This is a genomic window from Cocleimonas sp. KMM 6892 (genome assembly GCF_035798195.1).
In the GTDB taxonomy this organism is placed as follows: Bacteria; Pseudomonadota; Gammaproteobacteria; order Thiotrichales; family Thiotrichaceae; genus Cocleimonas; species Cocleimonas flava.
Genome location: NZ_JAPFBV010000009.1, coordinates 18883 through 35634, shown reverse-complemented (window position 1 = coordinate 35634; position 16752 = coordinate 18883). Strand labels below are relative to the sequence as shown.

Annotated in this window: 20 protein-coding genes; 11 read left to right on the top strand and 9 right to left on the bottom strand. The window is 41.2% G+C overall.

What is annotated here, in order from left to right:
• Nucleotides 1–129 precede the first annotated feature (129 nt).
• The 10 genes from OO007_RS18995 (at nucleotide 130) to OO007_RS18950 (ending at nucleotide 11001) form a co-directional block, all read left to right on the top strand.
• The gene (locus OO007_RS18995; RefSeq protein ID WP_325810004.1) at nucleotides 130–543 is read left to right on the top strand and encodes a MerR family transcriptional regulator; all 414 of its coding nucleotides are present in this window, start codon (nucleotides 130–132) and stop codon (nucleotides 541–543) included.
• A gap of 229 nt (nucleotides 544–772) precedes the next feature.
• Complete coding sequence (locus OO007_RS18990; protein WP_442784352.1) at nucleotides 773–1936, top strand: isovaleryl-CoA dehydrogenase; 1164 nt, start codon at nucleotides 773–775, stop codon at nucleotides 1934–1936.
• 126 nt (nucleotides 1937–2062) lie between these two features.
• Nucleotides 2063–3244 (top strand): acetyl-CoA C-acetyltransferase, encoded by a 1182-nt coding sequence (locus OO007_RS18985; RefSeq protein WP_325810003.1) that lies wholly within the window; start codon nucleotides 2063–2065, stop codon nucleotides 3242–3244.
• A 3-nt stretch (nucleotides 3245–3247) separates the two neighbouring features.
• Nucleotides 3248–4384 (top strand): acyl-CoA dehydrogenase family protein, encoded by a 1137-nt coding sequence (locus tag OO007_RS18980; protein ID WP_325810002.1) that lies wholly within the window; start codon nucleotides 3248–3250, stop codon nucleotides 4382–4384.
• 29 nt (nucleotides 4385–4413) lie between these two features.
• Nucleotides 4414–6024, top strand: a complete 1611-nt coding sequence (locus tag OO007_RS18975; protein ID WP_325810001.1) for a carboxyl transferase domain-containing protein — start codon at nucleotides 4414–4416, stop codon at nucleotides 6022–6024.
• 25 nt (nucleotides 6025–6049) lie between these two features.
• A complete protein-coding gene (locus OO007_RS18970) occupies nucleotides 6050–6841 on the top strand; it encodes an enoyl-CoA hydratase/isomerase family protein (protein ID WP_325810000.1) in 792 nt (263 codons plus the stop codon).
• 6 nt (nucleotides 6842–6847) lie between these two features.
• The gene (locus OO007_RS18965) at nucleotides 6848–8884 is read left to right on the top strand and encodes an acetyl/propionyl/methylcrotonyl-CoA carboxylase subunit alpha (RefSeq protein ID WP_325809999.1); all 2037 of its coding nucleotides are present in this window, start codon (nucleotides 6848–6850) and stop codon (nucleotides 8882–8884) included.
• Nucleotides 8885–8908: 24 nt separating this feature from the next.
• Nucleotides 8909–9805 (top strand): hydroxymethylglutaryl-CoA lyase, encoded by an 897-nt coding sequence (locus OO007_RS18960; protein ID WP_325809998.1) that lies wholly within the window; start codon nucleotides 8909–8911, stop codon nucleotides 9803–9805.
• Between the two features lie 160 nt (nucleotides 9806–9965).
• The gene (locus tag OO007_RS18955) at nucleotides 9966–10550 is read left to right on the top strand and encodes a DUF2889 domain-containing protein (protein ID WP_325809997.1); all 585 of its coding nucleotides are present in this window, start codon (nucleotides 9966–9968) and stop codon (nucleotides 10548–10550) included.
• Nucleotides 10551–10632: 82 nt separating this feature from the next.
• Nucleotides 10633–11001: a histidine triad nucleotide-binding protein gene (locus OO007_RS18950; RefSeq protein WP_131905818.1), complete on the top strand. Its 369-nt coding sequence runs from the start codon at nucleotides 10633–10635 to the stop codon at nucleotides 10999–11001.
• 30 nt (nucleotides 11002–11031) lie between these two features.
• Here the strand turns inward: OO007_RS18950 and OO007_RS18945 are convergent, their stop codons facing one another.
• The 5 genes from OO007_RS18945 to OO007_RS18925 form a co-directional block, all read right to left on the bottom strand.
• Nucleotides 11032–11373, bottom strand: coding sequence for a GNAT family N-acetyltransferase (locus OO007_RS18945; RefSeq protein ID WP_325809996.1), 342 nt, complete (start codon nucleotides 11371–11373; stop codon nucleotides 11032–11034).
• Nucleotides 11374–11680: 307 nt separating this feature from the next.
• Nucleotides 11681–12685 carry an NAD(+) diphosphatase gene (gene nudC, locus OO007_RS18940; RefSeq protein ID WP_325809995.1) on the bottom strand — a complete coding sequence of 335 codons (1005 nt, stop codon included), beginning with the start codon at nucleotides 12683–12685 and terminating at the stop codon, nucleotides 11681–11683.
• Between the two features lie 41 nt (nucleotides 12686–12726).
• Nucleotides 12727–13080, bottom strand: coding sequence for a DHCW motif cupin fold protein (locus tag OO007_RS18935; RefSeq protein ID WP_131905815.1), 354 nt, complete (start codon nucleotides 13078–13080; stop codon nucleotides 12727–12729).
• Nucleotides 13070–13513 (bottom strand): hypothetical protein, encoded by a 444-nt coding sequence (locus OO007_RS18930; RefSeq protein WP_325809994.1) that lies wholly within the window; start codon nucleotides 13511–13513, stop codon nucleotides 13070–13072. The genes OO007_RS18935 and OO007_RS18930 overlap by 11 nt, the downstream gene beginning before the upstream one ends.
• Before the next feature lie 108 nt (nucleotides 13514–13621).
• A complete protein-coding gene (locus OO007_RS18925; RefSeq protein ID WP_325809993.1) occupies nucleotides 13622–13876 on the bottom strand; it encodes a hypothetical protein in 255 nt (84 codons plus the stop codon).
• Nucleotides 13877–14174: 298 nt separating this feature from the next.
• Between OO007_RS18925 and OO007_RS18920 the strand changes: the two genes are divergently transcribed.
• Nucleotides 14175–14678, top strand: coding sequence for a hypothetical protein (locus tag OO007_RS18920; protein WP_325809992.1), 504 nt, complete (start codon nucleotides 14175–14177; stop codon nucleotides 14676–14678).
• An 83-nt stretch (nucleotides 14679–14761) separates the two neighbouring features.
• Here OO007_RS18920 and OO007_RS18915 read toward each other — a convergent pair whose 3' ends face one another.
• From OO007_RS18915 to OO007_RS18900, 4 genes are all read right to left on the bottom strand, one after another.
• Nucleotides 14762–15088, bottom strand: coding sequence for a hypothetical protein (locus OO007_RS18915; protein WP_325809991.1), 327 nt, complete (start codon nucleotides 15086–15088; stop codon nucleotides 14762–14764).
• A gap of 84 nt (nucleotides 15089–15172) precedes the next feature.
• Nucleotides 15173–15409, bottom strand: a complete 237-nt coding sequence (locus OO007_RS18910; RefSeq protein WP_325809990.1) for a DUF5062 family protein — start codon at nucleotides 15407–15409, stop codon at nucleotides 15173–15175.
• A gap of 592 nt (nucleotides 15410–16001) precedes the next feature.
• Nucleotides 16002–16442 carry a hypothetical protein gene (locus tag OO007_RS18905; protein WP_325809989.1) on the bottom strand — a complete coding sequence of 147 codons (441 nt, stop codon included), beginning with the start codon at nucleotides 16440–16442 and terminating at the stop codon, nucleotides 16002–16004.
• Nucleotides 16443–16492: 50 nt separating this feature from the next.
• Nucleotides 16493–16741 carry a hypothetical protein gene (locus OO007_RS18900; RefSeq protein ID WP_325809988.1) on the bottom strand — a complete coding sequence of 83 codons (249 nt, stop codon included), beginning with the start codon at nucleotides 16739–16741 and terminating at the stop codon, nucleotides 16493–16495.
• Nucleotides 16742–16752: the final 11 nt, after the last annotated feature.

Here is a 16752-nt window from a genome sequence, read left to right as displayed (position 1 = left end):
ATGCGAAATTGATGCGAAATTGATGCGAACAAAGGGTTGTGAATATTGCAGGCAATAGAGCAGTATACGCAGCGTAAAAATAGTGCGGTTAATCGCACAAACCAACTATAAAACTAAATAGGAAGATAGATGAGTAAGGAGCCCGATTTCAAGACTTATACCATATCTGATTTGTCCAAAGAATTTGATGTAACACCAAGAGCTTTGCGGCTTTATGAAGAGTCTGATTTATTAAGCCCTAAAAGGGAAGGCAATAAACGCATCTATCTAGAGCGTGACAGAGTTAGATTAAGACTGCTGCTGCGTGGTAAAAGATTAGGCTGCACCTTGTCTGAAATTAAAGATATTTTTGATTTGTATGAAACTAAGTCTGGTGAAAAAGGGCAGATATTGCTGCTTCTGGAAAAGATGGATGCAAGAAGAAAGAAACTACAAATTCAAAGACAGGATGTGGATTTAGCGTTAGAAGAGATCGAAAGAGTGTACCAAAAGGTGCGTAAGTCTCTTGATGAGATCGAAGCTTCTGAAAAAGAGAAAATTTAGAGTAGCCTTCCTATCTTTAAATTTCAGCTCTATCTAGTTGTTAATTGTTCTTAAATAAATACACCCCCCTACTTACAGCCGTTTTTATCAAATGATTTAGACGGTTTATCATTAAAATTTATCGTGAATGTCTACGCTTTTCTAGTTGACGTTTACGTAAACGTAATATATCTTGCCTTTCACGTATAAATAACAAGACCAAACTTTATTCTATTTTTAAGGATGCGAGATGATTCATTACCCAACACTTAATTTTGACCTTGGTGATACTGCAGATATGTTACGTGATGTTGTGCGTGATTTTGCGGCAAAAGAGGTTGCTCCACTGGCGGCAGAGATTGATGTCTCTAATGAATTTCCAAACCAGCTATGGCCAGTTTTTGGTGAGATGGGCCTATTAGGAATCACTGTTCCTGAAGAATACGGTGGAAGTGATATGGGTTATTTGGCGCATATCATCGCGATGGAAGAAATCAGCAGGGCATCAGCCTCAATTGGCTTGAGTTACGGCGCACATTCCAATCTTTGCGTGAATCAAATCAACCGAAATGGTTCAGAAGAGCAGAAGAAGAAGTATCTACCCAAGTTGATCAGTGGCGAACATATTGGTGCGCTGGCTATGTCAGAGCCAAATGCCGGATCAGATGTTGTCAGCATGCAGTTAAAAGCTGAGAAGAAAGGCGACCGATACGTGCTGAATGGCACAAAAATGTGGATCACAAATGGTCCAGATGCTGATGTGATCGTGGTCTATGCAAAAACAGATCCAAAAGGTGGTCCTAAAGGCATTACTGCGTTTTTAGTCGAAAAAGAATTTGGCGTGAAGACTGCGCAAAAGCTGGATAAGTTAGGCATGCGTGGTTCAAACACGGGAGAATTGGTGTTTGAAGATGTAGAAGTCCCCGAAGAAAATATCCTTGGCGAGCTTGGTAAAGGCGTTAATGTTCTCATGAGTGGTTTAGATTATGAGCGCGCTGTGTTGTCAGCTGGACCAACTGGAATCATGCAGGCCTGTATGGATGTGGTTGTTCCTTATATACACGAGCGTAAACAATTCGGTCGTGCCATCGGTGAATTCGAACTGATGCAAGGCAAAATGGCCGATATGTACACCACCATGAATGCAACCAAAGCGTATGTATATGCTGTCGGTAAAGCCTGTGACCGTGGTGAAACCTCTAGAAAAGATGCAGCAGGCGCAATTCTATATGCGGCGGAAAAGGCGACCTGGATGGCGCTTGAAGCGATTCAAACACTCGGTGGAAACGGCTATACCAATGAATACCCAACAGGTCGTTTGTTGCGTGACGCAAAGCTCTATGAAATAGGTGCAGGCACGTCTGAGATTCGCCGTATGTTAATAGGTAGAGAATTATTTAACGAAACAGCTTAAGTGTCTGTTTTGTAATTATTATTTTATACATTAAGTTTAATTGTAAATAACAGTTTTATTCGATTTACGTTAAACAGATTTAGTAAGCCTGTTTAACTTTACTCATAAATTATTCGGAGATTAGCGATGAATGACCCAGTAGTCATCGTAGGTATAGCCCGCACCCCAATGGGCGGTTTTCAAGGTTCATTATCTGATGTGCCAGCAACTGAGCTTGGCGCTACTGCAATAAAAGCAGCAGTTGAAAGAGCAGGTATCAGCGCAGAAGATATACAAGAAGTTGTTATGGGTTGTGTACTTCCCGCAGGGCTAGGTCAAGCACCAGCTCGCCAGGCAAGTTTAGGTGCAGGTCTACCATTAGCTGCAGGTTGTACCACCGTCAATAAAATGTGTGGCTCTGGAATGAAAGCGGCGATGTTAGCGCATGATTTAATCGCAGCAGGTACCAACGATATAATGGTCGCAGGTGGTATGGAAAGCATGTCAAATGCGCCATACTTATTACCAAAAGCGCGCAGCGGAATGCGTATGGGACACGCCCAGGCAATTGACCACATGTTCCTCGATGGATTGGAAGATGCTTACGATAAAGGTCGTTTGATGGGAACCTTTGCCGAAGATTGTGCAGACAAGTACGAATTCACCAGAGAGTCTCAAGACGACTTTGCAATCACTTCTTTGAAACGTGCTCAGGAGGCAACGACCTCTGGTGCTTTTAAGGCTGAAATTGCACCAGTCACTATCAAATCCAGAAAAGGTGAGACGGTTGTTGATTCTGATGAACAACCATTCAATGCCAATTTCGAAAAAATTCCAACATTACGTCCAGCTTTCAGAAAAGATGGAACAGTAACCGCCGCTAACTCAAGTTCTATTTCTGATGGTGCAGCAGCGTTAACCATGATGAAGCTAAGCGAGGCTGAAAAGCGAGGGCTCAAACCTCTTGCAATTATTCGCGGTCACAGTACTTTCGCACAGGAGCCAGCCTGGTTCTCAACAGCCCCTGTTGATGCGATGAAAATATTATTAGAAAAAGTCGGTTGGTCATCAACTGATGTTGATCTCTATGAGGTGAATGAAGCCTTTGCCGTGGTCACAATGGCGGCAATGCACGATCTTGACTTGTCTCCAGAAAAAGTAAATATACACGGTGGTGCTTGCGCGTTAGGTCATCCTATTGGCGCTTCTGGTGCCCGCATTCTGGTTACTTTAATTTCAGCGTTACAGAGAGAAGGTCTTAAAAAAGGCATGGCGTCTCTGTGTATCGGTGGTGGAGAAGCGACGGCAATGGCAGTGGAGTTAATTTAAGTCATGATTCTGTCTCAAGAACAAAAAATGATTCGTGACATGGCTAGAGACTATGCTCAGTCACGACTTCTGCCGAATGCTGAAGAGTGGGATAAAACCAGTCATTTTCCGGCACAAGAACTTAAAGAAATGGGTGAGTTAGGCCTTTATGGTATGACAATGCCTGAAGAGTGGGGCGGTTCAGATATTGATTACGTCTCGTTCGCTTTAGCTATTGAAGAGATAGCAGCGGGTGACGGTGCATGCTCAACCATATTGAGTGTTAACAACTCGGTAGTTTGTGGTCCTTTACTTAAGTTTGGAAGTGATTTCCTCAAAGAAACCTATCTAAAACCATTAGCGTCAGGTGAGAAGTTAGGCTGTTTTTGTTTGACTGAACCTCAAGCAGGTTCTGATGCTTCAGCTTTAAAAACCAAAGCAGTAAAGGATGGTGACAGCTATGTGATTTCTGGAACCAAACAATTCATCACATCGGGTAAATATGCTGATGTGGCGATTGTGTTTGCGGTAACAGATCCCGAAGCCGGTAAACGCGGAATCAGTGCTTTTGCAGTACCTACTGATAATCCTGGATACAAAGTAGCCTCTCTGGAAGAAAAAATGGGACAGCATGCTTCTGACACCGCACAAATCTTTTTTGATGATTGCCGTATTCCTGCTGACCACTTAATTGGTAAAGAAGGTGAAGGCTACAAAATTGCACTCAGTAATCTGGAAAGTGGTCGAATCGGAATAGCTGCACAATGTGTTGGTATGGCTCGAGCAGCTTACGAAGCTTCATTACAGTATGCAAAAGAACGAGAAAGTTTTGGAAAACTCATTCAGGAACATCAGGCAATTAGTTTCCGCTTGGCTGATATGGCGACTCAATTAGAAGCTGCACATCTAATGGTGATGAATGCTGCTGAATTAAGAGATGCCAACCTACCTTGTTTAAAAGAAGCCTGCATGGCGAAGCTTTTTGCCTCAGAAGTGGCAGAAAAAATATGTTCTGATGCCATTCAAATTCATGGTGGATACGGCTACCTCAAAGATTTTCCGGTGGAGCGTATCTTCAGAGATGTTCGTGTTGCTCAAATCTACGAAGGTACTAGCGACATTCAGCGCATTGTTATTGCACGACAGATAACAGCAGAATAATAGAAAGTAACAGGAGTTCCATAAATTACATGGGTGTTATTAAAAGTAAAATAAATTCACGATCTGAAGGCTTTCAACACAATCATAAGTTGATGCAAGAAGTCGTTTCAGACTTGCGTGAGAAAGTCGCCCAGATTTCTTTGGGTGGCAGTGAGAGTGCGCGTGAAAAGCACTTGAGCCGCGGCAAATTACTTCCTCGTGAACGCATTCGTGTACTGCTCGATGTTGGATCACCATTCCTCGAAATTTCACAATTCGCAGGCTATGGTATGTACGGGAAAGATACCATTTCAGCAGGCGGCGTTGTTGCAGGCATCGGTCGCGTAAGTGGTCAGGAATGTATGATCGTCGCAAATGATGCAACGGTAAAAGGTGGAACCTATTATCCGATTACGGTTAAAAAGCATCTTCGTGCACAAGCTATCGCCCTGGAAAATAATTTACCCTGTATCTACCTTGTCGATTCTGGTGGTGCGCATTTACCCAGTCAGGATGATGTATTTGCAGATCGGGAACACTTCGGTCGAATCTTTTTCAATCAGAGCAATATGTCAGCTCAGGGAATTCCACAAATTGCCGTGGTAATGGGATCGTGTACAGCAGGTGGTGCTTATGTGCCAGCGATGTCTGATCAAAGTATTATTGTAAAAAATCAGGGAACCATCTTTTTAGGTGGCCCACCCCTGGTCAAAGCTGCGACGGGAGAGGTTGTAACCGCGGAAGATTTAGGCGGTGCTGATGTGCACTCGAGAACTTCGGGTGTTACAGACCACTACGCAATGAACGATTCCCATGCACTGGGAATGGCTCGCGAAGTGGTCAGCACCCTGAATCGGAAGAAAGATCCAGATGTTGTGATCAAAAAATCAGTCGATCCTTTGTATCCGATTGATGAATTATATGGAATTGTCCCCAACGATTTGCGCAAGCCTTACGATATTCGTGAAGTCATTGCGAGACTGGTAGATGGCAGTGAGTTTGATGAATTCAAACGTCTCTATGGCACAACATTGATTTGTGGTTTTGCACATATTCATGGCTACCCAGTGGGTATTGTGGCGAATAACGGCATTCTATTTTCTGAGTCTGCACTCAAAGGTGCTCACTTTATTGAATTATGTTCCAAACGCGGAATACCTCTTGTTTTCCTCCAGAATATCACTGGATTCATGGTAGGTAAAAAATACGAGGAGGGTGGCATCGCCAAAGACGGCGCAAAAATGGTAACTGCCGTTGCCTGTGCCAAAGTACCCAAGTTCACAGTGGTTGTCGGTGGTAGTTTTGGTGCCGGTAACTATGCGATGTGTGGTCGTGCTTACGGCGGTAGATTCCTCTGGATGTGGCCAAATGCACGCATCTCAGTCATGGGTGGTGAACAAGCGGCGAGTGTTCTGGGACAAGTGACTAGAGATTCATTAGAAAAACGCGGCAAACAATGGTCAGAAGAAGAGGAAGAGGCATTTATGAAGCCAGTGCGTGAACAGTATGAAACGCAAGGTCATCCATATTACGCCAGCGCCAGACTTTGGGACGACGGTATTATCGATCCGGTCGACACCCGAAAAGTGCTCGGATTGGCGATATCAGCTTCTCTAAACAAGCCTATAGAAAAGACCGAGTTCGGTATTTTCCGAATGTAATCACCTTTCAGGATGTAATGGAAAAATGTCTAATAGCTCACTTACACTAAATAAAGATGCTCGAGGTGTTGTTACCTTAAGCATCAATCGTTCTGAAATTCACAATGCGTTTGATGATGTGTTGATTGCAGAACTCATCGAAGCGCTAGACAGCGTCGAAAATGATTCTGAAGCGCGTGTACTGATTTTACAATCTGAAGGAAAGAGTTTCTCAGCAGGGGCAGATTTACGTTGGATGCGCCGTATGGCCGATTACACCGAAGCTGAGAATAAAGCGGATGCGATGGAATTAGCCGCTTTAATGAAAAAACTGAATACATTAAATATCCCAACCATTGCCAGAGTACAAGGCGCTGCTTTTGGTGGTGGTGTTGGATTAGTCGCGTGTTGTGATATCGCGATAGGCTCGACTAAAGCGCTATTTTGTTTGTCTGAAGTTCGTCTGGGTTTAATGCCTGCGGTAATTTCACCTTATGTAGTTACAGCCATGGGTGAGCGCGCATCACGCAGATATTTTTTAACCGCAGAACGCTTTAATGCAGAAGAAGCATTACGCGTGAATCTTTTACATGACGTAGTAGAAGAGAGTGAACTCGATACTGCAATCGAAGACATCACAAAAAACCTGCTCAAAGGTGGGGGGTGTGCTTTAACTGCTGCAAAAGACTTAATATTTGCCGTTACATCACGACCAACAACCGATGAGCTAATCGAAGACACTGCAGAACGAATTACCAAGGCACGAGCTTCGGATGAGGGTAAGGAAGGACTAAACGCATTTCTTGAGAAAAGATCGCCTAACTGGATAAAAGACTAGAAACTTATGTTTGATAAAATATTAATAGCCAATCGTGGTGAGATCGCTTGTCGAATTGCCCGTACTGCACGAAGAATGGGAATCGCGACAGTCGCCGTATACTCCGAGGCTGATGCTAATGCGATGCACGTTAAAGCGTGTGACGAAGCCTATCTTATTGGTCCAGCACCAGCGGTTGATAGTTATTTACAGGCAGATAAGATTCTTGAAGTTGCAAAAAAATCAGGAGCTCAGGCTGTGCATCCCGGTTATGGCTTTATGTCTGAAAATGCAAGCTTCTCCAAAGCCTGTAAAGATGCCGGCATCGTATTTATCGGCCCACCTGAATCTGCAATTATTTCTATGGGTTCCAAAAGTGAAGCCAAAATAGTAATGACCGAAGCGGGGGTTCCATTAGTACCCGGTTACCATGGCGATGATCAAAGTCTGGAAACACTGAAAAAAGAATCAGATGGAGTAGGTTTTCCGCAGCTGATTAAAGCAACCGCAGGTGGCGGTGGTAAAGGCATGCGTGTCGTTACAAGCAGTGATGAGTTTGAAGCGGCTTTGACTTCCTGTAAGCGCGAATCGAAAGCGTCTTTTGGTGATGACAAAGTATTAATCGAACGTTATCTAACTGCACCACGTCATGTGGAATTACAGATATTCGCTGATACCCACGGTAATGCAGTGCATGTGTTCGAGCGTGATTGCTCGATTCAACGACGCCATCAGAAAGTCATCGAAGAAGCACCCGCACCGGGAATGACAGAAGAGTTACGTGCAGCGATGGGTAAAGCCGCGATTGATTCTGCCAAAGCAATAAACTATGTCGGTGCAGGTACCGTTGAATTCTTGCTCGATACGGACGGTAGTTTCTTCTTCATGGAAATGAATACCCGTCTGCAAGTAGAGCACCCAATCAGTGAAATGATTTCAGGTCAGGATTTGGTTGAATGGCAGTTCCTGGTCGCATCCGGCGAGCCGCTTCCGTTAACTCAGGAAGAATTGAAGATTAATGGCCATGCGTTCGAAGCACGTATCTATGCAGAATCACCAGAGAATGATTTCTTACCTGCGACAGGCACACTGGAATACCTTAAAACACCCGATGCTAACGCACATATACGCGTAGACACGGGTGTACAACAAGGTGATGAAGTCAGCGTTTACTATGATCCGATGATTGCCAAGCTAATCGTTTGGGACAAAGACCGAGACAGTGCCTTACGCCAAATGAAATCCGCATTACTGGATTATCAAATACTCGGCTTAAGTACCAATTTAGAGTTTCTTTCAAAACTGTTTTCAGCGCCTGCTTTTGCAAAGGCAGATCTGGATACAGGCTTTATAGAAAAGAACGAAGCGGATTTATTTAACGATAAAGACGCTAAAAAGAATTCACCTCCAAGCGAGGTAATGGCGCTAACCTGTTTGTATGAATTATTGCAAACCAAGGCTAAAGCCAAAGTTGTTCAGTCAGCCACTGCTGATCCTTTTTCTCCTTGGGGGATCGGTGATGGCTGGCAACTTAATCAAGATAACTTTAATTCAGTCGATTTAGAGTTTAATGGAAACCCATCTCGAATTATCGCGCATTATCGTGGTCAGGGTTACGAGCTCGAATTAAATGCTGACCAAGATCAGGGCGGTCAACATGTAATGATTTCAGGTACGATGCAGAATGACAATCTGTTAACCGCTGAAATCGATGGTCGTAAACTGAGTGCTGTATTTGTTAAGAAAAATCAACAAATTAGCATCTTGTTCGAAGGTCGTGTATGGATTATTACTGTGCATGATCCTCGTATGGATGCGATGGAGAATGAAGGTCAGGCAGGTGGTTTAGTCGCACCAATGCCAGGTGCTGTTGTAGCCGTTGAAGTGAACGTTGGTGATGAAGTCAAAGAAGGTGATTCTCTGGTAGTCGTTGAAGCGATGAAGATGGAACACAGCATACTTGCACCTAAAGACGGAACGGTAAAAGAGATCTACTTCGGTGTGGGTGATCAGGTCGAAGACGGCGATGAGCTATTGAGCCTTGATGATAAGGCCGCAGATTAACAAGGTATCGATAAGGTAAAAATAATGTCACTACCTAGTAAAGTAAAAATTGTCGAAGTCGGTGCGCGTGATGGTTTGCAAAACGAATCAACGCCCGTTTCTGTCGACGTTAAAATCAGCCTCATCGAAAAATTAGCCGATGCCGGTTTACCCGTGGTTGAAGCTGCGAGTTTTGTTTCGCCGAAATGGGTGCCGCAAATGGCTGGCAGTGTTGACGTCTTCAAAGGCATCAAACAAAAAGCCAATGTAAATTATCCGGCACTTGTTCCTAATATCAGAGGTTTAGAAAGCGCACTTGAATCTGGCGTTAAAGAAATTGCCGTATTTGCAGCAGCATCTGAATCTTTTACGCAGAAAAACATCAACTGTAGCATTGAAGAAAGCATTAACCGTTATACCGAAGTCATTGAAAAGGCATTAGAAAATGACCTCAAAGTACGTGGCTATGTTTCTTGTACTTTAGGTTGTCCTTACGAAGGTGAAATTGCATCAGAAAAGGTCGCGGAAGTATCCAAACGTTTAAGTGATCTGGGTTGTTATGAAATTTCACTGGGCGACACTATTGGCACAGGCACACCGATAAAAGCTCAGCAGATGATTGAAACGGTCGCTAAATATATACCGATGCCACAACTGGCAGCACATTTTCACGATACTTATGGTCAGGCTTTGGCTAACCTGTTTGCGGTGCTTCAGCTTGGCGTCTCGACCATCGATAGCTCGGTATCAGGTTTGGGTGGGTGTCCGTATGCAAAAGGTGCTACTGGCAATGTCGCCACCGAAGACGTGATCTATATGCTCAACGGTATGGGGATTGAAACCGGCGTTGATCTGGATAAATTACTCGAAGCAGGGCGCTTTATCTCCGATCAATTAGGGCGTAAACCGAATTCAAATGTTGGTTTAGCCCGATATGTTTAAGGTCTTAAACCGTTGAATTTCAGAACATATAAATCATAAAAACGTATTAAAAACAGAGCTTTAATAAAGATAGCTTTAAAGAACATAACTTTAATAAATATACCTTTTAAAAACATAACGTAATAACAAACAAATAATCTGATAAGCATCGAGGGAGAACATGCCATTACCTAATCCCGTAGAACGTAAAAAATTACACGATCGAAATATCCATTGTGAAGGCTTTAAACGTGCGGATGGCTTATACGATATCGAAGCTCGGCTTGTGGATATTCGTACATTCGATTGCAGTTATGATGAAGAGCACCGAGGCGGTTTAATCAAAGCAGGCGAACCGGTTCATGATATCTATTTACGAGTCACATTAAATTTAAGGTTTGAAATTCAAGAGGTCTATGCGGCTTCTGATGCGACCCCTTTTAATGTATGCCCCAAAGCAACTTCTGCGATGAAAGCATTGGTCGGTTTAAGAATTGGCTCGGGTTGGGTAAGAGAAGCAAAACAACGCATCGGAACAGACATCAGCTGCACCCATTTAATGGATTTGTTGCGACCCATTGCGACCACCGCGTATCAAACGATGTACGCAGAGATAGAAGAGAAAGCCAGAAAGAAACCTAATCGTGGCAAGCCTGCAATTATCGGCACGTGTTTGGCAATGGCCGCAGATGGAGACGTGGTTATGAAGCGTTGGCCACAATTTTATGAAAAAAATGACGAGACACAGAGCGAGCCAACAGACTAGAATCCACGAAGTGCTTTTATTGAAAACAGTATTGAAAGCAGCAATTAAACCCCGTATTTAAAGATGTAAATTGGAGATCAAAATGAGTTACGACACAGAAAATATATTCGCAAAAATCCTTCGTGGTGAAATACCTTGCGACAAGGTATACGAAGACGATTACGCACTCGCGTTTAATGATATTTCACCGCAAGCACCGGTGCATGTGTTGGTAATCCCAAAAGGTGAATACATCTCGTTTGACGATTTTTCATCAACCGCGCCAGCTGAAGAAATTTCAGGTTTCTATCAGGCCGTACAAACAGTCGCCACTCAAATGAAGTTACAAGAAGACGGTTACAGAGTGTTATCTAATATCGGCGCAAACGCCCATCAGGAAGTCTTGCATTATCACTTACATATTCTTGCAGGTTGTGATTTAGGCCGAATGGTGAAAGCAGGGCTGGTTTAAAGTTATCTGATTCAATCAGCTGGTGAAATATTATTTGATATCTTTACGAAAAAAGACTCTGTAAAAGCCATCTTCAAATTTTCGTTCGAACTCTATATAGCCGAGCTTAGGATACATCGATAAGTTTTCCGTCATTGCTTCGTTTGTGTAGAGTTCAACGGCTTTTATATTATGGTTAAGAGCCGTGAGTTCGACGTGTTTGATCAGTCTTTTCCCTATACCTTTTCCTGATTGAGAAGGTAGGACTGCTACATTTTCCAGGTGCAGGTGGTTTCCTTTTTTATAAAACACGACGTACCCAGAAAAAGATGATTCGTTAAATGCAACACTGACATGCCCAAGCTCAATTTGACGGGCGAAATCAGCTATCATAGGCGCAGGTTCTTTACCTATTCTTTCAATGTATTTTGTGTATGCCTGACGAGCGCAATCTTGTATATCGACAAGGTCATCAAGTGTGGCTATGCGGATTTTGATAGTAGTATTTCCATATTCAAAAGTTCTAATTGATTAACGCGTCCAGCTCTTTTGTAAAAAATGCCTCAAAGTAGGGGGGTGTGAATTTAACTCAAAGAAGCAAATAAGAAAAAGCCGTATTTACAATAAGCCACCCCCCCACTTATAGGCACTTTTTATCGTTACTTTGTTATCACAAGTGCAGACTGATTGCAGTTAGATATTATACTGCTATCGTTGATCTAAATGCTTTAATCGTTATACCCGTTTGCGCCTGAAACCAATCATTGATCAGGCTGTGAGAAATCGAAAATTCGGTGGATGGGTATAACGAACCTTCAATCATTTTTTGTTTCATTTCATCTGCGGTTAACCACATCGCATGTTCAATATCATCCTGTTCCAATTCAAACTCGAATGAACACGCTTCGGCGGTATAACCCAGCATCATGGAGTTAGGGAAGGGCCAGGGTTGTGACGAATGATAATTGATGTTTTCAACGGGAATATTCACTTCCTCCAACACCTCACGTTCGACCGCTTGTTCCAGCGTTTCGCCCACCTCGACGAACCCTGCTAAAACAGAGTACATATTATCCGGCCAGTTTTCCTGACGCGACAATAATATTTTATCGTCCTTTGTCACGCGCATAATCACCGCAGGATTAATGCGAGGGTATTCGATGTGCGCACATTCCTCATTGGTGCATTGCTGCACGCTTCCACCTTCTTTAATCTCAAGGGCAGAGCCACAACGCGTACAAAAACGGGTAGTAATATGCCAATGGTTTAACAGTGTTGCATAGGAGTATACCGATGCCAGTTCAGGATCAATCTCTCTAGTAATAGTTCTAAGAGACAGTCTCTCAAAACTCTCAGGAGTTATCGTTTTGACGTTATCAAGGCGATCAATAATAGCCTGGAAAAGGGTGCTTAAATCCTCTTCAGCGACATTGGTATTTACTAAATAGACAGGTGTGCCATCCGTCTTCTTGATACCTAGTAGTAAAGGAGTCATCGCGGAATTTAAAGCATAAAACTGATCATAAGAAAGAATCAGCGGAACGCGGTTAACGGTCACAATGCTATGACCATTTAAAATCAGGTATTCAGATCGGGTGTCGGCTAATTGAGCCGCCAGCCACTCGGGGTCTTTGCGCCCATGTGCGGAACGGTCTAACGGTTGAGCCGTATAGGTGTTTAACAAAGAACGGTGTAGGTCATCCATAACTGCTGTGTACTGATTTTAAAAGGGTATATTAACACCTGTTATTCTTTTAATTTTAGAAAGTCACCATCAATAATTAAAAGATGAACGCCTTTTTTCGTGATTGACCGATGCGAACTTAGTCCATCAGAAACAATATAAGACATACCTTCTGTTAGCACCGATTTAGTACCATCTTTTAATTCATTAATGACTTCACCTTTTAGGCAATAAACGATGTGTCCTTTTTCACACCAATGGTCAGCAACATAGTTTTCTGAGTACTCTACATATCTAACTCTTAAACCGTCAAATTGCATAGTCTGCCAATATGCAACTCCTGTCGTTCCAGCGTGTTCTGTCCGAGGAAGGCTTTTCCAGTCAATGTTTTGAAAGGGGATGTTTTTATTGTTCATGTGACATTATTTTATTTAAATAAAACTTGTAAGCGACTGATTGCAAAATGATAGGTATACCGAAAAATGCGGTATTGCGTACATCATTAGAGAACGAAGCATTAGGCATAGCAACGAATAACCCAACAATTAGGCACACAAATATTGAAACGCCTAAGTACATTAGAATGTTGGGTTTTTGACTTTTTTCTATTATTTTACTTATTGGCATGCCGATAAAAAGCCAACCTAATAAGGATATGAATAGATAGATGGTTAGACCGATAAGAATGGCCACGATCCATTTAAACACGACAAAGATAAAATTAAGAAAAGGGTTATCTGCATCCGAAGAAAAACCGGTTTCCACGCCATAAACAATCATAATCAAAATAGCATAGGGGCAAATTAATAAGATTGCGGTAATACAGGCTTTCCATCTTTGTTCTAGCATAAATATTATTCACTTAGTTACGTAAAGACTTGCAACATAAGGTAGTCAGATTTACCTCACTTTGTTCAAGATTTTTTGGTCATTATATGCGAATAAAAGATGGCACTCTTAAATTTTAAAACCAATAATAAAAAGTATGATGCCGACATATAAGGCCAATGCAGAAATCGCATTTGAAGATATTTTTCCTAACAATAAATCATGAGTACCTTTGTAAGTACCTCTAATGACAAGACCTAATCCACCAGTGAATCTATAATTATTTAAATCGATGTTACCTTCTTCATCAGGTAGAAAACGTAAGTAGCCGAAGAGTATAAAAATACTTCCCGCTATTAATAATAATATTTTAAAGCTTTCCATAGTTTCACATAATTTCACATAGCTTTTCATAATCTCATACAGTGTTCCAATATCATAAAAGATCCATACAGATACGGATAAACACAGAGATGCATATCTTACTACTCTTCTTACTATTCCCCCAAAGCTTGCTTAAAGCGCATCTTCAGTTTTACACACGCTAACTACCTTTAATCAGCCCAATTCGTGTTACAGCATACATTCATATAGAGTAACCAAAACCCCTGTAAAATTAGTCATAACGGTTAGCTAAACGTATAAAAATAAACCCTAGCCAAAGTTTATGATAACCAAAACAATGAAAAAAAAATCCCTTATATTATCAGTCTCATTACTATTATTATCCTCTGTCTTTTCATTAAAAGCGGCACAGGATTCGGCCGAAATCAATATTAGTACCAGCGTAGATGAATATTTGAATTTCATAGGATCAGCCGCGGGCGCATCAAAATATTTTACTGCCGATGAAATTCAGCCGACAGGAAGCTCAACGTCAGGACCAAGACTCTCTTTAGGAACCCTGGGTCTAGAATCTAATCACCCCGGAGATTGTGATATAGCGTTTTCTGCAAAAAATAATTTTAGATTACGCCATACCGTAAGCAATGAACGTTTAACGCATTTTCGCTTATTGTGGAAAGGTGAGGGCATGAGTGGCAATCCTCTTCGTACCAATAAATTAACCTTGCCATGTAATAGCAGTTTATCAACAATCAACTTTCAGGCTGTTGCCTATTTTAATCCAAATCCTCAAGCAGGTGTCTATCAAGATATCGTGACGGTAACTGTAACCACGCAATAGCTCGATTCCTCATTAAAAAATAAAAAAGGCACCCCCGTACTTACAGGCACTTTTTTATTCTTTTAAAACGACCGTTTTATCTGTTAGTCACAAAACATCCAGATGATTTTTTGTTCGTTAAATGCCTTTTCGAAAACCACTAACAACTGCTTTAGTTGCTGAGTTAATTCTGTATTTTCAGAAAATAGCGTTTTTATCTGGCGTGTTTCACCGATCAGAGACTCTAGTTCTTCTGCACTAAACTTAGTATCCTTGTAATAATCTTCTAGTCTTTTAAATAGAGTAAATTTTCCTTCAGGTAAACCAAGGCGCTCGAAAAGTAAAATATGAGACTGCAAATCTAAAGATGCATCTGCTTGCTGATAGCTGGCTTCTTTTCGGTTATTTCCTATGTGAAAATCTAGTGACATTTATTTAAGTATCGTCATACACGTAGCGTCTGCTCAGTAACAAAGTGCGAGCGCGAATGAATCATTTTACGATGAAGCAAATTTCTATTTTAGCTTTGAAGCCCATATGGCTAGTCTGTGCTTCATTGTCACCTGAGATATCTGATCTTGAGGGAGAGGTTGTATTACTTTGTCAAATACCAACAGGTGATAGATAAATTCGATTTTTAATGCCGCTGAATCTGTGGGTTTAAATTCAACAATATCTCTTTTTTCCGCGTATTTCATTCCTTCAACGATTGCTTTTTTTACTAATTCCTTCTCATTCTTTAGTTTCTTCATGCTTAGGAAATGTCCTCTAACGATAATTGGGTTTACGTAAATTTAAGTTGTTTCATAGCGCCTTGCTCAGTAGAAAAATACAAACGCGAGCTAGTAGTTTTTCCAATGCTGTAACTTGTTATGTTCATGATTTGTATATATTAACACTATAGTTTTTCTCAGTGATTTTACCTTGCCAATTGTGTATTGATTTTATTTTCAAAGAGCACTTAATATCAGCTGTAACGATGAACTTAGTGTGCCTTTCGGTCAAAGTGATTTGATCACCCTGGTTAAGGTTTAATACTTGCCCGTAACTTGAAATGAAACTTTGGTTTTTATAAGAGACGTTATATTTAACACCAGCTTCTTGAAAAGTAAGTGATATTTTATTATCTGATTGGGTTGCTGTTTTAAATGGATAGAAGCCGTTTGCAAACGAAAGTATAGGAATAACACAAAATATTAAAATTAACTTCTTCATATGGATAGTAAACCACACCCCCGTACTTTTAGGCACTTTTTCTATTTAGCGTTGCAGACACATAGCGCCTTGCTCAGCGGAAAACTGAGGGCGGAGCGAGAATGTTTTGCTATGAAACAACGTGTAATGTTAATTTAACGTCCATTGTTTAGTAAATGGTATTTCTTTTTTAAACCAATGGTCTGATCTCAAGTCTATAAAAACTCTTAGAAACTCACTATTTACTGATTGAATTCCTAATTCTTTTAAGACATCTTTTTTTAAATTCATTTCTAAATTTACTGTATTCTTTCCAGAGTATGCTTTGACAGAAGTCCACTCAAATACTGAATCAGAATGATTTGGTGAAACCCAGATTTCAATATCCTTTTGTCTGTCTTTAGTTAGTAAATTATAGTGGATTTTTATTTCTAAAAAGTTACTCCTCTCGTTCAATATTTCTACTCTATTTATAATTACCTCATCACTGGTTTCTTCTATCTTAGGTTCTTCATAAATAATGTTGTTTGATGTTGCCGATAAGAATAATGGAATTAAAAATCCTAGTAAGATTAGATATATTTTTTGCATCTTGAGTTATCCTAAATATATATAAACAAAACAACTTAATAACTGGCGTGTTATCCGTCTTTTTTTAGGCCCAGTAACATCGGTTTGAATGATGAGTACAAGTCATGAAATTGATCATGCGAAAGAATTAGAGGGACGAGCTTGATGGTTTCAATGCAGTGCCCATTTAGAATGAGGTATTCCGATCGAGTATTGGCTAATTGAGTAGCCAGCCAATCTGGGTCTTTACGTCCATGTGCCGTGCGATCTAACGGTTGAGCTGTGTAAGTATTTAGCAAAGAGCGGTGAAGGTAATACATGAGTTTTTGTT

Coding starts and splice junctions, on each gene's coding strand:
- OO007_RS18950 (WP_131905818.1), top strand. CDS start 10,633: ATGAGTTACGACACAGAAAATATATTCGCAAAAATCCTTCGTGGTGAA.
- nudC (WP_325809995.1), bottom strand. CDS start 12,685: ATGGATGACCTACACCGTTCTTTGTTAAACACCTATACGGCTCAACCG.
- OO007_RS18915 (WP_325809991.1), bottom strand. CDS start 15,088: ATGTCACTAGATTTTCACATAGGAAATAACCGAAAAGAAGCCAGCTAT.
- OO007_RS18935 (WP_131905815.1), bottom strand. CDS start 13,080: ATGAACAATAAAAACATCCCCTTTCAAAACATTGACTGGAAAAGCCTT.
- OO007_RS18980 (WP_325810002.1), top strand. CDS start 3,248: ATGATTCTGTCTCAAGAACAAAAAATGATTCGTGACATGGCTAGAGAC.
- OO007_RS18900 (WP_325809988.1), bottom strand. CDS start 16,741: ATGTATTACCTTCACCGCTCTTTGCTAAATACTTACACAGCTCAACCG.
- OO007_RS18970 (WP_325810000.1), top strand. CDS start 6,050: ATGTCTAATAGCTCACTTACACTAAATAAAGATGCTCGAGGTGTTGTT.
- OO007_RS18975 (WP_325810001.1), top strand. CDS start 4,414: ATGGGTGTTATTAAAAGTAAAATAAATTCACGATCTGAAGGCTTTCAA.
- OO007_RS18905 (WP_325809989.1), bottom strand. CDS start 16,442: ATGCAAAAAATATATCTAATCTTACTAGGATTTTTAATTCCATTATTC.
- OO007_RS18955 (WP_325809997.1), top strand. CDS start 9,966: ATGCCATTACCTAATCCCGTAGAACGTAAAAAATTACACGATCGAAAT.
- OO007_RS18965 (WP_325809999.1), top strand. CDS start 6,848: ATGTTTGATAAAATATTAATAGCCAATCGTGGTGAGATCGCTTGTCGA.
- OO007_RS18910 (WP_325809990.1), bottom strand. CDS start 15,409: ATGAAGAAACTAAAGAATGAGAAGGAATTAGTAAAAAAAGCAATCGTT.
- OO007_RS18925 (WP_325809993.1), bottom strand. CDS start 13,876: ATGGAAAGCTTTAAAATATTATTATTAATAGCGGGAAGTATTTTTATA.
- OO007_RS18920 (WP_325809992.1), top strand. CDS start 14,175: ATGAAAAAAAAATCCCTTATATTATCAGTCTCATTACTATTATTATCC.
- OO007_RS18995 (WP_325810004.1), top strand. CDS start 130: ATGAGTAAGGAGCCCGATTTCAAGACTTATACCATATCTGATTTGTCC.
- OO007_RS18930 (WP_325809994.1), bottom strand. CDS start 13,513: ATGCTAGAACAAAGATGGAAAGCCTGTATTACCGCAATCTTATTAATT.
- OO007_RS18990 (WP_442784352.1), top strand. CDS start 773: ATGATTCATTACCCAACACTTAATTTTGACCTTGGTGATACTGCAGAT.
- OO007_RS18945 (WP_325809996.1), bottom strand. CDS start 11,373: ATGATAGCTGATTTCGCCCGTCAAATTGAGCTTGGGCATGTCAGTGTT.
- OO007_RS18985 (WP_325810003.1), top strand. CDS start 2,063: ATGAATGACCCAGTAGTCATCGTAGGTATAGCCCGCACCCCAATGGGC.
- OO007_RS18960 (WP_325809998.1), top strand. CDS start 8,909: ATGTCACTACCTAGTAAAGTAAAAATTGTCGAAGTCGGTGCGCGTGAT.